This window comes from Metabacillus sp. FJAT-52054, from assembly GCF_037201815.1.
Lineage (GTDB): Bacteria > Bacillota > Bacilli > Bacillales > Bacillaceae > Metabacillus_B > Metabacillus_B sediminis.
The window spans coordinates 3,968,385-3,986,770 of sequence record NZ_CP147407.1 but is presented as its reverse complement, the minus strand read 5'-3'; the positions used below and the strand labels follow the sequence as shown (position 1 = coordinate 3,986,770).

17 protein-coding genes are annotated in these 18,386 nt (G+C 43.4%); 10 read left to right on the top strand and 7 right to left on the bottom strand.

All coding sequences use genetic code 11. The features are described from left to right. Positions 1 to 245 precede the first annotated feature (245 nt). Entirely contained in the window at positions 246 to 1,643 is a 1,398-nt protein-coding gene (locus WCV65_RS20515; RefSeq protein ID WP_035410390.1) for an amino acid permease, read from the top strand. A 32-nt stretch (positions 1,644 to 1,675) separates the two neighbouring features. Here the strand turns inward: WCV65_RS20515 and WCV65_RS20510 are convergent, their stop codons facing one another. The 5 genes from WCV65_RS20510 to WCV65_RS20490 form a co-directional block, all read right to left on the bottom strand. Then, positions 1,676 to 2,113, bottom strand: a complete 438-nt coding sequence (locus tag WCV65_RS20510; RefSeq protein ID WP_338782390.1) for a DinB family protein — start codon at positions 2,111 to 2,113, stop codon at positions 1,676 to 1,678. Positions 2,114 to 2,153: 40 nt separating this feature from the next. After that, the gene (locus WCV65_RS20505; RefSeq protein ID WP_338779030.1) at positions 2,154 to 2,297 is read right to left on the bottom strand and encodes a hypothetical protein; all 144 of its coding nucleotides are present in this window, start codon (positions 2,295 to 2,297) and stop codon (positions 2,154 to 2,156) included. Positions 2,298 to 2,414: 117 nt separating this feature from the next. Then, complete coding sequence (locus WCV65_RS20500; protein ID WP_338779028.1) at positions 2,415 to 2,783, bottom strand: hypothetical protein; 369 nt, start codon at positions 2,781 to 2,783, stop codon at positions 2,415 to 2,417. Between the two features lie 22 nt (positions 2,784 to 2,805). Beyond that, complete coding sequence (locus tag WCV65_RS20495) at positions 2,806 to 3,324, bottom strand: acyl-CoA thioesterase (RefSeq protein ID WP_035410383.1); 519 nt, start codon at positions 3,322 to 3,324, stop codon at positions 2,806 to 2,808. A 174-nt stretch (positions 3,325 to 3,498) separates the two neighbouring features. Then, positions 3,499 to 4,383, bottom strand: a complete 885-nt coding sequence (locus tag WCV65_RS20490; RefSeq protein ID WP_338779025.1) for a LysR family transcriptional regulator — start codon at positions 4,381 to 4,383, stop codon at positions 3,499 to 3,501. A gap of 211 nt (positions 4,384 to 4,594) precedes the next feature. On the opposite strand from WCV65_RS20490, the gene WCV65_RS20485 reads away from it, so the two are divergent. The 9 genes from WCV65_RS20485 (at position 4,595) to WCV65_RS20445 (ending at position 15,707) form a co-directional block, all read left to right on the top strand. Then, positions 4,595 to 5,923, top strand: coding sequence for a DUF2252 family protein (locus WCV65_RS20485; protein ID WP_338779023.1), 1,329 nt, complete (start codon positions 4,595 to 4,597; stop codon positions 5,921 to 5,923). A gap of 599 nt (positions 5,924 to 6,522) precedes the next feature. Then, positions 6,523 to 7,707: a ParM/StbA family protein gene (locus WCV65_RS20480; protein ID WP_035410375.1), complete on the top strand. Its 1,185-nt coding sequence runs from the start codon at positions 6,523 to 6,525 to the stop codon at positions 7,705 to 7,707. A 12-nt stretch (positions 7,708 to 7,719) separates the two neighbouring features. Next, positions 7,720 to 8,310 (top strand): hypothetical protein, encoded by a 591-nt coding sequence (locus WCV65_RS20475; protein WP_338779021.1) that lies wholly within the window; start codon positions 7,720 to 7,722, stop codon positions 8,308 to 8,310. A 264-nt stretch (positions 8,311 to 8,574) separates the two neighbouring features. Then, on the top strand, positions 8,575 to 9,768 hold the full coding sequence (locus tag WCV65_RS20470) for a class I SAM-dependent rRNA methyltransferase (RefSeq protein WP_338779019.1): 1,194 nt from the start codon (positions 8,575 to 8,577) through the stop codon (positions 9,766 to 9,768). 371 nt (positions 9,769 to 10,139) lie between these two features. Beyond that, positions 10,140 to 11,819, top strand: a complete 1,680-nt coding sequence (locus WCV65_RS20465) for a DUF6583 family protein (protein ID WP_338779017.1) — start codon at positions 10,140 to 10,142, stop codon at positions 11,817 to 11,819. An 8-nt stretch (positions 11,820 to 11,827) separates the two neighbouring features. After that, on the top strand, positions 11,828 to 13,042 hold the full coding sequence (locus WCV65_RS20460) for an ABC transporter permease (protein ID WP_338779015.1): 1,215 nt from the start codon (positions 11,828 to 11,830) through the stop codon (positions 13,040 to 13,042). Further along, positions 13,039 to 14,205: an ABC transporter permease gene (locus tag WCV65_RS20455; RefSeq protein ID WP_338779013.1), complete on the top strand. Its 1,167-nt coding sequence runs from the start codon at positions 13,039 to 13,041 to the stop codon at positions 14,203 to 14,205. Before WCV65_RS20460 ends, WCV65_RS20455 begins: the two co-directional genes overlap by 4 nt. Beyond that, positions 14,202 to 14,915: an ABC transporter ATP-binding protein gene (locus WCV65_RS20450; RefSeq protein WP_338779012.1), complete on the top strand. Its 714-nt coding sequence runs from the start codon at positions 14,202 to 14,204 to the stop codon at positions 14,913 to 14,915. Before WCV65_RS20455 ends, WCV65_RS20450 begins: the two co-directional genes overlap by 4 nt. A gap of 72 nt (positions 14,916 to 14,987) precedes the next feature. Continuing rightward, positions 14,988 to 15,707, top strand: coding sequence for a pseudouridine synthase (locus WCV65_RS20445; protein WP_338782388.1), 720 nt, complete (start codon positions 14,988 to 14,990; stop codon positions 15,705 to 15,707). 254 nt (positions 15,708 to 15,961) lie between these two features. Here the strand turns inward: WCV65_RS20445 and WCV65_RS20440 are convergent, their stop codons facing one another. Both WCV65_RS20440 and WCV65_RS20435 read right to left on the bottom strand, forming a co-directional pair. After that, a complete protein-coding gene (locus WCV65_RS20440) occupies positions 15,962 to 16,312 on the bottom strand; it encodes a PqqD family peptide modification chaperone (protein ID WP_338779010.1) in 351 nt (116 codons plus the stop codon). Continuing rightward, entirely contained in the window at positions 16,305 to 18,197 is a 1,893-nt protein-coding gene (locus WCV65_RS20435) for an oligopeptide transporter, OPT family (RefSeq protein WP_338779008.1), read from the bottom strand. Before WCV65_RS20435 ends, WCV65_RS20440 begins: the two co-directional genes overlap by 8 nt. Positions 18,198 to 18,386: the final 189 nt, after the last annotated feature.

The following is an 18,386-nucleotide window of genomic DNA, read 5'->3' as shown; positions in this document are numbered from 1 at the left end:
TGGTAGGATTTCATAGTGAGATAATATCTGACTATTAGTAAAAAAGAAATATTTTAGCTAATTTCTATTGTAAGCGGTATCAGTTTTATCAGCTATTGTATATACACCCTACTAATGACACAATTTACGTCAGATTGTGAGATTTTATTCCGATTGGATATCTCTCACTTAAATATTCTGTCAGTATAGGGATATACAGGAGTAATTGTCCAGGAAATGTCTGTCTCAGGAAGGGAGAAATTTTTATGCAAAATCAGCAGAACAATGAACTGAAACGCGGACTTGAGCAGCGCCATATTACGCTTATGTCACTGGGTGCTGCCATCGGGGTAGGCCTATTCCTTGGCTCGGCTGCGGCGATTGACCTAGCTGGACCCGGAATCCTGCTTGCTTACGCATTTGCAGGAATGATTATGTTCTTCATTATGAGAGCACTCGGCGAAATGGCCATTCAAAAACCGGTAGCCGGCTCCTTCAGCCGCTATGCAAGAGATTATCTTGGTCCTCTGCCTGGCTTTTTAACAGGCTGGAATTACTGGTTTTTGTGGGTTGTAACCTGTATGGCTGAAATTACAGCCGTCGCGAAATATATGACGATGTGGGTGCCTGCAGATCAGGTCGCACCATGGATTTGGGCACTTCTTGCTCTCATCATTATGACACTCGTGAACTTTCTTGCAGTTAAAGCATACGGAGAATTGGAGTTTTGGTTCGCCCTCATTAAAATCGTAACCATTATCGGAATGATCATTATCGGGGCGGGAATTATTTTCTTCGGAATCGGCAATGGGGGAATCGCAACAGGAATCTCGAACCTATGGAGCAATGGCGGCTTCTTCCCGAACGGAATTCAAGGAGTGCTTCTTTCCCTATCCATGGTTATGTTCGCTTTCCTTGGAATTGAATTAATTGGGGTAACAGCAGGAGAGGTAAAAAATCCTGAAAAAACACTCGCGAAAGCGATTGATACCGTATTCTGGCGTATCTTGATTTTCTACGTCGGCGCCCTGTTTGTCATCATGTCCATCTATCCTTGGGATCAAATCGGAACGCAGGGAAGTCCATTCGTTCTTACCTTTGAGAAGCTTGGAATACCTGGTGCCGCAGGAATTATCAACTTTGTTGTTCTGACGGCAGCCTTATCATCATGCAACAGCGGAATTTTCAGTACCGGCCGGATGCTTTTCAACCTTGCCCAGCAGGATGAAGCACCAAAATCCTATGGAAAAGTAACGAAAAACGGAGTGCCGGGGGTAGCTATCCTAACATCTGCAGCCGCTTTGCTGATTGGTGTTGTGCTTAATTATTTTGTTCCTGAAAAAGCCTTTGTTTATGTGACGAGCATTTCAACATTCGGAGCAATCTGGACATGGTCCATCATCCTGCTCTCGCAAATGCGTTACCGCAGGAGCTTAAATCCGGAGCAAATTAAAAATTTGAAGTACAAAATGCCGCTTTTCCCATATGCAAACTATCTGGCATTGGCGTTCCTTGGACTTGTCATTGTCCTGATGGCATTTAGTGCCGATACAAGAATTGCATTGATTGTCGGACCAATCTGGTTTGGAATCCTGCTTGCTGTCTATTACGCAAAAGGGTTTCACAAGCGAAATCATCCGAATTCCCATAATCAAGTCAGCTAAAAAAAGAGCTCCTTCCGAATTCGGAAGGGGCTCTATTGCTTTTTAAGGAGCATGATTTGACCAGCATGGTAGATTACATGCTGGATATTGCCATGAACCGTAATATAAACAGGTGAAAATTCTTCAATAATGGGATCATCCAAGCGATCCTCACTTACTGTCTTAAGTGCTTCAATAAGCTTCTCGTGGGACTGGCTTAACCGGTCAAGAGCGGCTTGCCAGCTGCCGGCATCGGCGGTTTCAATAGACGGCCAGTCCTCCTCAGGTGTCATAGTGGCAGGGGCTCCATGCAATCTCTTCGTGACGGTTTCATTTGTTGACGCCACATGAAGAACAATTTCCCAAATCGAGTGTGCGCCAGGCAAAGGGTGTTTATAAGCTTTAGCAAAATCAACATCCTCCAGCGCTTCCAATAATGAAGGCCCATGCCAGGCGCTTCCTTTGAATGCCTTCTCTTGCTGATCTGCGATACGCGCAAGCTCAAGAATTTTCTATCACTCTCCATCCAATTTAGAAAAGCAGAATTCCCGCCAAGCATCCAAGGCCATAACCGCTCATTAAGATGGCTGCTCCAAGGATGATAAATAGGCTATATCGAATAAATTCAGGCTGTTTGTATACTAAATCTGCAGCTGTGCGAAACGTTCTTTCCACTGTAATTCCTCCATCAATTTATTACCATATAGGTGAAGAATATCTGGATTTACAATGAAAATCAATAGGAAATCAAAAGAAAAAATCCTGTGCCTTAAAAACACAGGATTCATTGACTTATGCGATTGAAACGCCTACAAGTGATTCGGGCGGATGTCCTAAGGATAAGCGGCTTATTTTTGAAAAGCCGGTATCATGATAATGAGAGAGGATTCTTTTTAATTCTGGAAAATCAGGATCATCCTTTAGCTTCTCGGCCTCTTTTTGATAAAGGAGTATGACTGATTTTTTGGCACTGGTCGGAAAATATCTGCCTGGCTCTTCATCCAGCAAAAGGCTCCCCATAAAATGATGCTTAAATTGAAGCTGCCTTGTTAAGTTCACAAGATGGATCCACTGCGTGAAAAGTCCTGGGTGCACTTCTTTCAATTTTTCAAGATCTGCCTGCAGCGTCTTTAATTGCTCTATGCTCGAAATGGCTACCATTCGAATCCCTGCCTTTCTGAAATTAATGATCCCATGGCTTGCTAAGGGTAATATTTTTCGCAAGCTCCTTGCTCTTCGTTCTTCTATGCTTTCTCATTTCAGCCCGTTCATTCGCGGTTTCATACAGGAAAGTCTCTTCTTCTGTTTCAGGAATTACAGCAGGTACTTCAAGGGGGCGCTTATTTTCATCCAATGCAACGAAGGTTAGAAACGCAGTCGCTGCGATCCGGCGTTCGCCTTTAATCATATCCTCGGCAATGACCTTGCAGAAGATTTCCATTGATGTTTTTCCCGTATAAGAAACAAAGGACTCAATACAGACCGAATCGGTTTGATGAATCGGGCATAGAAAATCGATCGAGTCGGTTGAGGCTGTCACACACTCTTTTGCCCGCGCGTGCCGTCTCGCAGATAAGGTGGCACAGCTATCCAGCTTTTTCATCAGTACGCCGCCGAATAACGTGTTGTAATTATTTAAATCACACGTTAATACTTGATCTGTATTCACAATGCGGCTTTCTTTCGCTCGTTTTGCTTCCATGTCGTCAGATCCTTTCCGTCTAAAGCACTCGGTTGGTTATACGGCTAGTGTAGTATGAGAAAAATTGTAAGTAAAATGGTTATTTTTTATTCTGACTATTCAGTTTGTCTATGTAAACGCTTCGATTTGGCTGTAAGAAAAAGCGGCCCTCTTTTTAGTCGAGGAACCGCAAACTTAATGCTGATTTAGTTGCTTCTGGGCGTATTGCAGCCATTCTCTTGCTGCATAGGGGAGATAGTGGTCTTTTCTCCAAATAACTGCAAGGTGCCAGCCCATTGATGGGTTTACGATCCTTACAGAACGTACTTTATTTGAGAGGTGACAGCAAATACTCTCGGGAAATAAGGCAACTCCAAGCTTGCAGGCAGCCATCTCCTCAATAAACTCCCACTGGGAGCTCTCAGATACAACTTTTGGATGGAAGCCCGCACGATTGCATGCAGAAAGGATGCGGTCATGAAGAACAAAGTCCTTATTAAAAAGGATAAAGGGTTCAAATGCAAGCTCTGAAAGCTCAATTTCATCCCTGGCAGCGAGAGGGTGATCCGGGTGCAGAACGACCCGGAAATCCTCTCTCATATAGGATAGACACTCAAATTCATCTTCCTTAGCCGGCAGGACAACGACCCCCGCATGAAGACCTCCGCCTGCTACCTCTTCTTCGATTTTTTTAGAGCCATCCTCCACAAGATGGAAGGTGATATTCGGGTATTTTTCATGAAAAGATCCGATCATTTTTGGAAAAAAGCCGGTGTCAATAATAGGTGGGAGGCCGAGCCGGATGACTCCTTTTTTCAGGTTAAGCAAATCATCAAGCTCCAGCTGAAGATTGCGGAAAGCTTGATCAATCGACTTCGCCTGCTCATAAATGACCTGACCGGCATCCGTCAAAACGAGTTTTTTGCGGGAACGCTCAAATAGCGTGACCCCCAAATCCTCCTCAAGATTTTTGATCATCTTGCTGATGGTTGGCTGGGTGATGAACAAGTGATTGGCCGCTCGAGTAAAGCTTTTAAATTTAACGACTTCAATAAAATATTGCAGATGCTTGATATCCATGTTCTTCACCCTCTTTTCCATTCTTCTTTCATCTTAGCAAAGATCGCTTCCTTCTTCACAAAGGTTTTTGCAGGATTAAAAAAATAGGAATATACTAAATTTGTCCTGCATTTACCGCAATGGAAATCTCGATTCTTTCAGCTGCTCAATGAAAATCTGCTATTAAACGTTTCGCATTATAATGATTGGAAAGCGGTGAGGAAAAATGAACATGGAAAATATTGCGGATCGTGCAAATGCCACGAGAAGAAAGCTGCGCTATCAAACAATCGATACGATTTTAAATGAATTTGATGGGGAAATAATGGGACTGACCCATGAAATGAGAGTAGAAAAATATCGGAAAATGGCAGAGAGCCCATTTCGTTTTTACAGAGGCAGTGCTTATTTATTTTATTTTGATGTAACGAAAATCCCTTTTTCTTTTCACACCCCGGAAGACAAACCAATTTGGATCCAGGGGGATCTGCATATTGAGAATTTCGGTGCCTTTCAGAATGAGAAGGGTGACTTTGTTTTCGATGTAAACGATTTTGATGAGGGGACAATGGGTTCTTATTTATATGACGTGCTTCGGATGTCGGTCAGCATAGCCTTGTTTTGTGAAGCCGAGGGGTACGATGATCAGGAGCAGGAAGAGCGGATACGAACTTACTTACACGCATACTGCCAGCAGATGAAACGATTCGCAAAAGGCAAAGATGATCCTGTGACCCTCTACTTTACGGCAGATAACACGAAAAATCCGGTTCGTAAATTGCTGAAAAAGCTCAAGAAAAGACGAATGAATAAATTACTTGATGATTTTACTGAAATGAATGGGGATGGCATTAGACAGTTTAAGTGGTCTGAGGAGATTGTGTCAGCAAATGAAGCTGAACGGGTAATGATTCAAAATGTGTGGGAGGATTACATCCGAACGCTCGATGAAGCAGACCAGAAGGATTTAGCATTCTATCATATTAAAGATATAGCACGAAAACATGGGTCAGGTACAGCTTCAATCGGACTCGACCGCTTCTATGTGCTGATAGAAGGGGAAAAAGGTGAGCAGGACTTAGATGACCTGGTTTTAGAGGTAAAAGAGGTTCGTGCTCCAATTCCCGGGTTCTTCCTTCCGGCAGGAAACGAATTTTGGCAGGAACATTTCCATCAGGGTGAGAGAGTCATTGCTACACAAAAGGCGATGCATCATCACGAGGATCCGTTTTTAGGGTATGTTACGATGGATGGCCGCCATTTCTATATTCGTGAACGCTCTCCTGTTAAAAAGAAGCTGAAAGCTAAACACATCGAGGGCCCTCAGGCTTTGGATGAAGCCCTGGATACAATGGGAAGAATTACAGCAAAAATTCATGCCAGAGCGGATGCAGATCTGGATGATTCTTTCATTCGCCATCACAGTGAGATCGAGATTGCCAAAGCGATTGGCTCTGATACCGGCAGGTTTACGGATCAGCTCTCATTTACTGCCATGACCTATAAAAGACGGGTGAATGCGGACTATGCCCTCTTTTGTGAATGGGTAAATACATTCTAATTTTAGGAACGAAGGCTGTTAAGGCGCCTTCGTTTTTTTTAGATTTTACTGCTGCTGCCGACTCTTCTCCCTCATTTTCGACAGTTTTCTATCATATCTTTCAAGTTTTGCCCATTATTGGATTTTCCTCTTTTCTTTCTACCTCTTTATCTTCTATTTACCCTTCTTATCCAGAAACGTTTTCGATCGTTCAGTATTTTCCAGATTTTGATGCGTCGCGCTCTCTGTGAAATTTACAAATATAGACATTTATATCTTTTTGGCATAAATATATAGTGCCTAAAAAGAGTTTTTAATTCACTTTTTTTGGAAAAAACATGATGTTTACACTATTGTTTACTTGTATACAAATTGTTTTCTTTTGTACACTTTAATGTATACAAGTAAACAAACAAGTACACATGTTGATTTAACGGTATGTGTACAATAAAGTATACTTGTTTACAAATTAAGTAGTTTTGTGTACGGAAATGTCTGCATGTATACAAAAATGAAAACGTTAAAACCTGTATTGAAAGAAAGCCTTTTATGTATTACCTTTAAAGTAGACCATGTAAGCGAATGGTATATGGAACTTTAATAAGAAGGGAAAGTTGACTATGAATCTTTCAAGAATTGCAGCAGTCGATGTCGGGAACGACGCAGTTAAAGCATTGTTCGGAAAACTAGACTCAGAACTATACATACCAAATGTAATTGCAAGAGATTTAGAAGATCGTCCGGTTATTGGAATTGAAGAATTAAATGAAAAAGACCCGCTGGAGAACATTCACATCCGTGTGCACTCTCCTGCCCTGAAAGAAAACAATGTGATTTATCGAGTAGGAAGCCTTGCAGCAAAGAGCAATAATTCCACGGAGCTGGATCCTGGAAGCAGCAAATCCGAAGAGGATCAGACGCTTGTTATGCTGTTTGCTTCATTAGCTCTTGATGCAGTTAACGGAACATCAGAAAAAGGCTTTAAGAAAAACAACCAGGTAATCGATGCGAATTATACGCTTGGAACGGGTCTTCCTTTAAGAGAAGTAAAAGAAGGCAAGGATGTTGGGTACCGCTCCCAGCTGCTTGGCTCTGTCCACCAGGTAGAATTCCTGGTAACACCGAAATATCAAGGGCTGAAGGTTAATATCAAGTTTGATGAAGTGAAAGTATATCCGGAGGGATTTGCAGCGTACGTCAATCTTGTTATGGATAATGACTTAAACATTATTAATAAAGATTTGATTGATAAGCGGATCCTCATCCAGGACATCGGCGGCCTTTCGACAGATATCGCTGTCATCCGCAACCGTAATGTGGATGATGATAAAGCGCAAGGTTTTAACTTGGGAGTTTCTGAATCTCTTGAGGCAATCAGAGAAGAAATTCTTACGAAGCATGGTGTGGAGCTTGATAGCCGCAGAGATGTGGTTGAAATCATCACCCGCAAAAATGACCGCAACCACATCATGGTAAAAGGAAGCCGTACAAGCGTACATGATATTACAGACCGTATTCTTTTAGAATTAGCGAAGAAACAATATCGCTTCCTGCGCAATGTTTGGCAGCGCAACTCTCAAACGGAGATCTGCTACTTTGTCGGCGGCGGGGCATCTGTGTTGAAGGATTACCTTAAGGCGCTTAATAATAATCTTGATGGCTATAATATTGAGTTCTTTGAAGATGAAAAAGAAAGCATCTGGATGATGTCCAATGCTTACTATAAGCTGATTTCGGATTTTGTCCGCAAAACAGCTAAACAAGAAAAAAGGGATGAAAAGCAGCCGGCTTCCTCATCCAAATAAGGTGATGACTAGATGAAACCGTCGGATAAACGTATTGAGCGGGGCCAGGCGATCACGTTCAGGGTCCCCTCTGATACTCCCGATCACCTGCTGAAACAGCTATCAAAGCTGAAGGAAATGGAAAAGCGCAATTTTTCAAGCAGAATTGGAGAGTTTGTCATGAAGGGAGTGAGCGAATCCCTCTCTAAAGAAAGGCAAACTCTCACAATCCCCCTTCCCCGCCAGCTTACGAAGGAACAAAGAAACTGGCTGAAACATGAGCATTCAGAAGCTCTTCTCGGAAGTATGATTCACCAGCTGCTTGCCAACCCGGTGAGAGCGACTGCGCTTCTTGCCTCCATGAACAGCCATACCCTGGATCCCGATGAACTGATTATGTTTGAGGATCAGACAGGGGCAGCGCTGGAACAAGAGCAGCCTTCATTTACTCCCGTTCCTGCTGAGGAATTTCCCTTGGATGATGCAGAGTCCGGGGATGATGATCTGGAGAGCTTCAGCTTCGATCAAATGCAAGACCAGATTCGAAATCATGAACCTGAAGAAGAAAAGGAAGAGAGTGCAGAAGATCTTCTTGGAGATTTCCTGTCGAGTATGAACAAATAAGGCTCCCGTGGCGGGAGCCTTATTTGTGTTCTCAAACACATTATTGCCTAGGAAATTCTCGCTTTGCTTTCATAATAGAAGTTCAGAACCCTAGGATTTTTACCATTTACACCAGGCTCCATCATCTCATTCATGTATAGCCTTCCGTCTAATGATCTACCATTTACATCAATTGCTTAGCAGTAAGAGCGGGCCCGGGATAATATGTTATACTTTGCAATTAGGGAAGCTGAAAAAGCTATTACACGACACGGAGTGATTTCATTGCAAAAAAAACTTCAATCAAAACCTGCTTCAGCCAAGCTCTTTCAAAAAGGGTATCCCCTAGTTGAAATGGAAGCAGTGGCGAATCCGGGTGTCCTAAAAGAAGAAGGGGAGATTTTCACTCTGACCGACTCAAAAGGGGCATTTTTAGGGACAGGTTATTATGGCAAACAAAATAAAGGAATTGGCTGGATTTTAACCTTTAAAAAAGGTGAATCAATTGACCAGCCTTTCTTTGATAAAAAAATGATGGAAGCTGCAGACTATAGGTCCTCAATGCTGAAGAGTGAAGATACTACAGCTTTTCGCCTGTTTAACGGTGAAGGTGACGGGATTGGCGGCCTAACCATAGATTACTTCGAAGGCTACTGCCTCATCAATTGGTACAGCAAAGGAATTTACGCATTTAAAGACCAGGTGCTGGCCGCCCTTCAGAAAGCAATTCGTCCAAAGGGGATTTATCAAAAGAAACGATTTGATGAAAAAGGCCAATATATTGAAGAAGATGATTTTGTTGCTGGTGAGGAGGCTCCATATCCTCTTCTGGTTAAAGAAAACGGGGAAAAATTTGCGGTTTATTTGAATGAAGGTGCAATGGTCGGGGTGTTTTTGGATCAGCGCGATGTCCGCAAGGCGATTAGAGATGCCTATTCGAAGGATAAGACGGTTTTAAATATGTTTTCCTACACAGGAGCATTCTCTGTGTTTGCTGCGCTGGGAGGGGCTTCTAAGACGGTGAGTGTCGATGTGGCGAACCGCAGCCTTCCGAAAACGATTGAGCAATTCAGCATCAATGGAATTGACCATGAAGCGCAAGAGATAATCGTGGAGGATGTATTTAAATATTTTAAATATGCAGCTAAGAAAGAAAAAATCTATGATCTGGTGATCCTAGACCCTCCAAGCTTCGCAAAATCCAAAAAGCATACGTTCAGTGCTGCCAAGGATTATAAAAACCTGCTGAAAGATACAATCAGTCTGACTGCGCGAAATGGTGTGATTGTTGCCTCAACAAATGCGAGCAACGTGAGTGACGAGAAATTTAAAGGGTTTATCGATCAAGCCTTTAAAGAATCGAACGCAAAGTACAGCATTCTGGAAAACTACAAGCTGCCAAAAGACTTTCGGACTAGTCCGCAATACAAGCAGGGAAATTACCTGAAAGTATATTTTATAAAAGTAACGGCGAAGTAAGATTGGACAGGCTTAATGCCTGTCTTTTTTGATGGCTTTTTTCCCGCTGAGTGCTGTGAATATTCGATCCAAACTGACCGCTTATCCTTGGTATGCACTTTAAATGAATCAAACGCAATCCTTAAAAAATCCGATCACTTCGGAAAAAATATGTAAAAAGAAGGTTGTTTTAGTTTTATTTTCCTTTTCTTGGGTATAGGTAGATTAGACCTCATCTACCCTCATAATCAGAACTAAAGTTGCAGAACTAATCGCTTATTGTTTGCAAAGATTGTCGAATGTATAGTATTCACCTTTGTGTTTTTTTATGATGGTTTAGGTGATTTCCACGATTTAGTAAAATCTTACATAATCCAGGGGGTATTGAGTTCATGAATAACAATGAAAATCGAACAGGAAGATCTGAAGCCGCTGCAGCAACGGAGACCGTTCCAAGCAGACAAATGAAATTCCCGCTGAAATGGGTCATTGCAGGAATCGTTGCTTTTTTAGTAATCGGGGGAACGGCTGCTTATGCTTTAATTTTCAACAAATCGGCTAAACAGGTTTACTTGTTCTCCGAATTTAAAACGTTTCAAAAAGCAGCTGAGGATTTTGAAGATCAAAACGGCGAGCTTGCTGATTTTCAGGAAAAGTTCGCGGAAATGGCTTCCAGCACAAAAACAGAAGTTACAGGCGGTGTTGAAGCCGATGGAGTACTGCCTCCCGAATTTGAAATGATCCAGGAGTTAATAAATGAGGCTGCCATTACAACAGATGTCGAACAGGATCCAAAATCAGATAAGAGCTTTACGAAGGCAGGCATTGCCATTCAGGGAGAAAATCTTCTGGATATGGAAATTTACCAATCACCTGAACAGGTTGCTGCAAAAATACCTTCAATTTATGAAAAGTACCTCTACCTGAATTCAGATGAATACGGCAAGTTCATGAGACAGGTAGATCCAGCCTATTCCGGACCTGAAAAGCTGAGCTTTCAGCCGCTTACGATTAAAGACTTTGAACTGAATGAAAAGGAACAGAAGCACCTTCAGGATACGTATGTGTCCTTCTTAAATGAACAGCTGAAGGATGAATTCTTCACGAAAAAGGATAATGTTTCTTATGAGCATAACGGCGAAAAGCAGAGTGTAACCCAGGTTACAATGAAATTAACAGAAAAAGAAACAAAAACGCTGATCAGCCGTTTACTTGATCAAATGATTAAAGATAAAGAGCTTCATACTATTATAGCGAACAGGGTAGTGAAAATCGGGAATACCGGAGCAAGCCAAATGGATATGATGGACCCTGAAACAGTAAAATCTGATTTCGTGGATGGTCTGAAAGACGCGAAAGAAGGTTTGAAGGATGCAAAGATCCCTAAAGGATTTACTTCCGTACTGATGGTGAACGGCGATGAACTGGTCATTGACCGCAAAATGGATCTGGCCGTGACGGACACGGAAAGCGGATCGAAAAATGAGGTTTCCATTCATACAATGGACGTTCCTTACGATGGGGATAAGAAAAGAGACCAGGAATTTAAAATGGATTTGGTCTCTGATAATCAGGATGAGGGTGCATCGATCCTATTAACAAACAAGATCACAAAAACAGATGATGCCAACCGGAAAGAGAACCTGAAAGGCAAAATCTCAAGCCAGGATCCAGCAGCTGAGGGTGCATTTAATTTCTCAATGAAATCAGAGTTTTCCGGAAAAGATCCAGCGAAGCAAACGATTAAACGCGACTTCTCATTAGGTTCAGAAGACGGAATGGAGTTTGAAATTGAGGGTAATGTAACACAAAAGCAGGATGTAAGCGTGAAGGACAATTACAGCAACCAGCTTTTTGAAATTAAACTCAATGGTGGTGCAGATATGGCAGAAGGATCTATTTCTTTAAAAATCGACACGAAGACAAAACTCAAGAAAAATGCCGATATCCCTAAAGTTAATCTGGACAATGAAGTTAATATCAATAACATCACACCTGCCCAAATGACAGACATCCAAATAAAAGCCGGCACTAAACTGCAGGATCTAATGATGCAGCTTGGAGTCATTTAAGTTAGGCAATGATATCTTTCCTTTATATGACGCTGTTCTTTCTGAAAGGCGTTGTCCGAAAATGGAAAACTCTTATTCTCTTATTCTCTGTCCCGCTCATCTTAATGGGCGGTTCAGCTTATATTGCGGCAAAGGCGTTCACGAATAAGGAACGCCTTGAACCGTTTAAGGCCGCAATTGTAGACCAGGATGAAACCTTTCAGACAGGATATGTCATCAAACAGCTGACGGACAATAAGGAACTGACACGTGTTGTAAAGCCTGTGGTAACAACTGAAGAGAACGCGAGAAAGCTGCTTGAAGAAAACAAAATTGCCGGCATGGCAATCCTGCCTGAAAACTTCAGTAAAACCATTATGAACGGGGAAAATGTCCCTCTCACGGTGATTGGGAATGAAAATAAGCCTCTTCAGGCCTATTTGTTCCGCCAGGTCATGGAAAGTGCAGCTGATTATACATCGGCTGCTCAAAGCGGAATAAACACCATCTATGATTTTATGCTTCGAGAGGACCTTTCAAGTGAAGTCAGAAAGACAGAATATAAAAAGGATGTCCTCTCCTTTTCCTTGCATGCCCTCGGAAGAAATGAAATATTTGACGAAACGGAAGAAGGCAGTTTATTTCTGAAGAATATCCTTTCCTACTACGGGATATCGATCTTCACGCTGCTTTTTATGGTTTGGGCCTATCAAATCTTACTTTTTATGCGGGGGCAGATTACGTCTGGAATACGGACGCGTTTGCTGCTTTACAAAATGAGTGCTTGGAGATTGAGCCTTTCCGAATGGCTGGCTGCGAGTGTTTTCCTGCTCCCCTTGCTTGCAGCAGGGGTGTATGCCTTAAAGGCGATTGATATCTGGAATGGAGAACGCATGCTGGAAATAGGGGCAGGGTCTATTTTGATCTTACTGATTTTTACGGCTCTATTTGGTTTTGTATCATCCATTTTCACGAGTGACCGGCTTTTCCAGCTTGTATCTGCTGTATTTATTTCCACAGGCTGTGTACTGGGCGGGCATTTTATTCCTTCCTTCTACTTGCCGGCATGGCTTGAACCATACTCATTGTACTCAATCAATACGTACGCGCTGGATTTGACATACGCTCTTTTCGAAGGCGGGACTGCTAATTTCGGACCTCTCCTTATTCTGTTATGTGCCTTAATTATTCTTATAACACTTGGTGCGTTCCTGAGAGAAAAGAGAATGGAGGCGAAAGGATGAGAATAGCGCATCATACATTCATGCAAATCCTGAAAAAGCCATTTCTCCTTCTCCTCCTTCTCTTTTTGCCGGCTGCCGCCATATACGGGTTAAGTGAATTCACAGGAAATGTCGAAGAGGATTTGAGTGTACCGGTCGCCATCGTAGATCAGGACCGGACTGATTTTTCAAAAACCTTCATAAACAGACTGGAAAAACAGGAACGGATTAAGCTTTCTCAAACGACCGAAGCGGATGCAAAAGATTTGCTGCTAAGAGAAGAAACGGATACGGTTTTCATAATTAAAGAAGGCTTTAAACAATCAATTAGGGATGGTGAGAGAGAAGGCATTATTGAAATGCGGACCTCTCCGTTATCAGTAGCCTCAGGTGTGGTTCGGGAGATAGCTGCGAGTGAAGTGATCCGGTTTACATCCAGCGCTAAAGCGGCAAACCGGGTGGAAAAGATTGCCCGGAAATATGAGGGGAATTTTTCAGCTATAGAAGGAATCTGGCAGGAAGCCTATCAATACGCAGATCAGCAATGGGAGCCAAAGCCGCTCATGACTATCCGGTATGTCCCTGCAGAGAAGGAAAAAAGCGCGGAAATGGAGTCCGATTCCGGATCGGGATTGCTTGAATCTCCAGCTAGAATATGGACGATAGCTGCCTTGCTCTTGTGCATGTTCACATGTGACTGGATTCCAAAGGAAAAAGACGTTCTTTATAAACGCATCCAGACGACACCGGCAGGGCTCAATGCTTATATTGTGCAATCCTTCATTGCGTACCTGGCCCTGAATGTAATACAGGCTGCAGTCAGCTGGTGGATGATTGGCAGGCTTGAAAGCGGAACCTCGATTACGCTGCTCATTCCAATGGTGATTTTCATGATGCTTGGGCTATCTGTCAGTTTTTTTCTCGCCAGCATCTCACCGCATACAGGTAATTATTACACGGCAAGTACCGTGTGGATTTTTACAGTAAGTCTGCTTGGAGGAAGCGTTGTCCCTGCTGGTGAAATTCTGCCGCAGCTGAAAAACCTGCAGGAATGGCTGCCTCAGGCACCTGTTCTGAACTGGGATCTTTATAGCGGCTCCATCTGGCTGAAGCTGGTTCTTACATCAGCCCTGAGCAGTATCCTTATCTTTATTTCAATGTCTCGCTTAAGGAGTACCCGATGATTAATATAGATAAAGTCACCAAGACCTATGGAAAAAAGCAGCCCCTTAAAGAGGTGTCTCTCACAATCTCCAAAGGTGAGGTATTTGGGCTCCTTGGCAGGAACGGGGCCGGCAAGTCTACCCTTCTTTCCATTCTCGCGGCGATTTCTAAACCGGATTCCGGAACGGCTTATATTAACGGTATGGACAGCAGGAAACAGAAAAGAAAGGTCAGGGAATGCATCGGCTATGTACCGCAGGAAATTGCTCTTTGGGAGCAAAATACCGTGAAGGAAAACATGATCGTGTTCAGCAAGCTGGCCAAAATCAAGGCATCTGAAGAAAGCTTAAAGAAGCTTTGTTCTGACGTTCAGCTCGAGGATCAGTGGGAGGAGAAGGTAAGCAGACTCTCAGGAGGCATGAAAAGGAAGCTCAATATTGCCGCAGCGCTCATTCATCAGCCGGATATTTTGCTGATGGATGAGCCGACTGTCGGAATCGACCTTCAATCGAAGCTAGAGATTAACCGTCTCGTAAGAAAGCTTGCGGATGAAGGAAAAACAATCGTTTATACGACCCATGATTTAAACGAAATTATGACCTTGTTTAACAGAATCGGTGTTTTAAAGGATGGGGATTTTTCCTTTATTGGCACAGCGAATGAGGCGGAAGAGGAATATGGAGGGAACACCTCCCGGGATGAGTGGATCTATAACCTTCTGAACCGGTAAAAAACCAGCATTGCCCTTCCCTTGAAAAAAGCGTTTAATAAGAGAATGGAAAAAACGAAAGCAGGCGGAAGTTTGAGAATCAATAAATATATGAGTCTCTCAGGGCACTGGTCCAGAAGAGAAATAGACCGTTTCATTGAAGAAGGCAGTATTACCGTAAATGGCAGCGTTTGTGTCCGCGGTCAGGACGTTTCAGAGGAAGATGCCGTTCTTGTGAAGGGGATGCCCATACCTGAAAAGCCAAAACCTGTCTATATCGCTTTAAATAAGCCTCCCGGCATTGTGTGCACCGCTGTCAGAGACGTGCGTAATAACCTTTTCGAGTATATGGACTATCCAGTGAGGATTTTTCCTGTTGGCCGTTTGGATAAGGATTCCCAGGGACTTTTAATCATGACAAACGATGGCGATATTTCAAATCGAATTCTTCGCTCTGAGAACAGCCACGAGAAGGAATATGTGGTGACCGTCACCAAGCCGTTCGGAGATGAATTTCTGGAAAAGATGGGAGCGGGTGTTGCCATTCTTGGGACAGTCACCAATCCGTGCAAAGTAAGCCGAATATCCTCTGACACGTTCCGGATCATATTGACTCAAGGGCTGAACAGACAGATCAGAAGAATGTGCAAGGAGCTCGGCTTCTATGTAAAGAGGCTTGAAAGAATCCGGATCATGAACATAAATCTGGAAGGGATTGAGCTTGGGGTATGGAGGCATCTTACGGACGATGAGATGCTGACTTTATTTGAAAAGCTATATGGTAAAACCAGGGGAATTACGTCTGGAAAGTAACATTAACAAAAACAGGGAGACGCATTTTATAGCGTTTCCCTGTTTTGTTTTAAAATTTGAGTCAGGCTGATTGAAGCGGAAGGACGACACTCCGGCGGGAGCAGCGGGACAGGTGAGACCCCGCAGTCGCGAAGCGAGGAGGAGGCTCACCGCCCGCCCCGCGGAAAGGGCGTCATGCAGCGGAAATCAGCCCAAACAAATCTAAGTTAAATAGTAAGTGGTTTATCTACGATGCTTTTTGGATAGCCTCTTGTTCATTCATCTTTCCATATTAGCCATTCCTGCGATTCCAGGATTTGAATAAATTTTGTCAGCCGGGGGAGAACGGGCTCGGCATCTTCGCCAAAATGGGCGCTCATAGCATTGGCCAGATCCGTCACGGTGGCATCATCCTTCATTTGTGAGAGGGCATACGTCCCGTACTCATCCATCTGAATGGTTCTAAAAGCAGGCTGTTTCAAGAAACGGATGGAAAATCGTTCAGCCCAGTTTGCCCGCTGTACGATTAAAACCCCTTTGCCGCCGTCCTTCATCTGCAGTTCAACATGATTAGCAAGAAGAGGAACCAGTTCAAGCAGGTTCCTCTCTTTTTTCTTATTAAACACGCTTTTTGCTGCCTTTAAACGATACATACCCAAGCAGTACCGCTAAAAGAAGGAATAGGATAAACGGAAGCAATGCACTAGGGAACAGGGCATTTTCCGGAATGTTTACTTCAAAATACAGGAGAATCGCAATGACAACCCCGATAAGAGCCTCTCCTGCAATCAGACCGGATGCAAACAGGGTTCCTCGGTCTGTACGTTCTGCAAGAGCTTCTTTGGTCTTCGAGAATTTCTCAATGAAGAAGCGTACAAATCCGCCAATCATAATGGGTGTGCTTACGTGGACAGGCAGGTAAATACCAACCGCTACGACAAGAGAATTCATTCCGAAGAATTCAAGCGTTACGGCAATTGCCGCTCCAATAAAGATTAGATCCCAAGGAAGATCTCCGCCAAGAACACCCTCAGCCAAAATTTTCATTAACGCGGCTTTCGGTGCAGGAAGATCAGCTGAACCCATGGTGTACGCATTGTCCATCAAAATTAGAATGAATCCAATCAGGGAACCGGATGCAACGACACCAATCATCATCGCAACCTGCTGCTTCCAAGGCGTTCCTCCGACAATGTAGCCGGTTTTTAAATCCTGGGAAATATCTCCTGCAACAGCAAGGGCTGTACAGATGATTGCAGCTACGAGAAGGGCAGCAACCATTCCATCCATGCCGGAGAATCCGGTTGCTTTATACACAACCGTAACAATCAGTAGTGTTGCAATCGTCATTCCTGAAACAGGAGAGGAAGAGCTTCCGACGACTCCGACAATACGGGAAGCCACGGAAACAAATAAAAATCCGAAAATCGCAATGGCAATAGCGCCAATGATTCCGATTTGCGTAACAGGAACAAACGCGATAATCAAAACAAGTGCAAGGATCCCGATTAATACATATTTCATCGGAATGTCCTGCTCTGTCCGGATTGGTGCTGCCTGCAGGTTCCCTCTATTATCACGAACCCCTTTGAATGTAGCAAACGCCGAACTGAAAAGGGTCGGAAGGGATTTAACCAAGGTAATCAAACCGGCTACTGCAACCGCTCCGGCACCGATATAGCGGATATACCCTTCCCAAATACCCCATGCATCCAATTCGCTGATTGGGGCATCAGCAGGGAAGATTGCAGCGTCAGAACCGCCTCCGAAGAAGCCGATTGCAGGGATCAGGACGATCCAGGCAAGAAGTCCGCCGCCAAGCATTTGACCGGCAACTCTAGGTCCGATAATATAGCCGACACCGAGAAGGGCAGGCAGTGTATCAATCCCGACTACGGCATTTTTAAAGTTTGTTATGCCGGTTTCCACTTCGGTCTTAAACAATTTAAATCCATCGCCAAGTGCTTTAAAACCTCCGCCGATTAACAGGCCGATTCCAATCAGCTTCGCACTGTTTCCGCCTTCTTCACCGGATTTAAGCACTTCAGCACAAGCTGTGCCTTCCGGATAAGGGAGGATCTCATGCTCTCTGACAATTAAAAGCTGGCGAAGAGGCACCATCATAAATACACCAAGGAATCCCCCGGTAAGGACCACGAAGATAATCAGCCCCTGGCTGACATCCACATCCCAAAGAAATAAGGCAGGAAGGGTGAATACCGCTCCGGCTCCAACCGCTTCTCCTGCTGTCGTCATCGTCTGAACGATGTTGTTTTCCAAAATCGAGTTCCTTCTGAATAATCCTCTTAAAATTGCCATTGAAATAACTGCAGCAGGAATAGATGCTGATACCGTTAAGCCAATCCGAAGTCCTAAGTATGCATTCGCTGCACCAAACACGACCGCTAAAATAATACCAAGAACAATAGCGGTTACAGTCAGTTCAGGCAAAGATTTAGATGAAGGAACGTAAGGGACAAATTTATCACGTTGTTTTGAATCATCTGACAATTTACTCGCCACCTATAGTTATAGTAAAAAAACATTTATTATCTTACCACTGTTTCGCGTATATCAAAAGTGTTTTTTTTTCAGAAGGGTATGAAAAAAAATTGTGGAACTATTATATAGAAAACACATCTGCTAACTATTCCCCCTCTTGTCAGCAATTATTCTGCTACGCGTAAATTGGAAGGGAGC

Excerpts from the sequence above, each read along its gene's own strand:
- WCV65_RS20515 (WP_035410390.1), top strand. The coding sequence starts at position 246 with ATGCAAAATCAGCAGAACAATGAACTGAAACGCGGACTTGAGCAGCGC.
- WCV65_RS20500 (WP_338779028.1), bottom strand. The coding sequence starts at position 2,783 with ATGGTAGCCATTTCGAGCATAGAGCAATTAAAGACGCTGCAGGCAGAT.
- WCV65_RS20495 (WP_035410383.1), bottom strand. The coding sequence starts at position 3,324 with ATGGAAGCAAAACGAGCGAAAGAAAGCCGCATTGTGAATACAGATCAA.
- WCV65_RS20490 (WP_338779025.1), bottom strand. The coding sequence starts at position 4,383 with ATGGATATCAAGCATCTGCAATATTTTATTGAAGTCGTTAAATTTAAA.
- WCV65_RS20485 (WP_338779023.1), top strand. The coding sequence starts at position 4,595 with ATGGAAAATATTGCGGATCGTGCAAATGCCACGAGAAGAAAGCTGCGC.
- WCV65_RS20480 (WP_035410375.1), top strand. The coding sequence starts at position 6,523 with ATGAATCTTTCAAGAATTGCAGCAGTCGATGTCGGGAACGACGCAGTT.
- WCV65_RS20475 (WP_338779021.1), top strand. The coding sequence starts at position 7,720 with ATGAAACCGTCGGATAAACGTATTGAGCGGGGCCAGGCGATCACGTTC.
- WCV65_RS20465 (WP_338779017.1), top strand. The coding sequence starts at position 10,140 with ATGAATAACAATGAAAATCGAACAGGAAGATCTGAAGCCGCTGCAGCA.
- WCV65_RS20460 (WP_338779015.1), top strand. The coding sequence starts at position 11,828 with ATGATATCTTTCCTTTATATGACGCTGTTCTTTCTGAAAGGCGTTGTC.
- WCV65_RS20455 (WP_338779013.1), top strand. The coding sequence starts at position 13,039 with ATGAGAATAGCGCATCATACATTCATGCAAATCCTGAAAAAGCCATTT.
- WCV65_RS20450 (WP_338779012.1), top strand. The coding sequence starts at position 14,202 with ATGATTAATATAGATAAAGTCACCAAGACCTATGGAAAAAAGCAGCCC.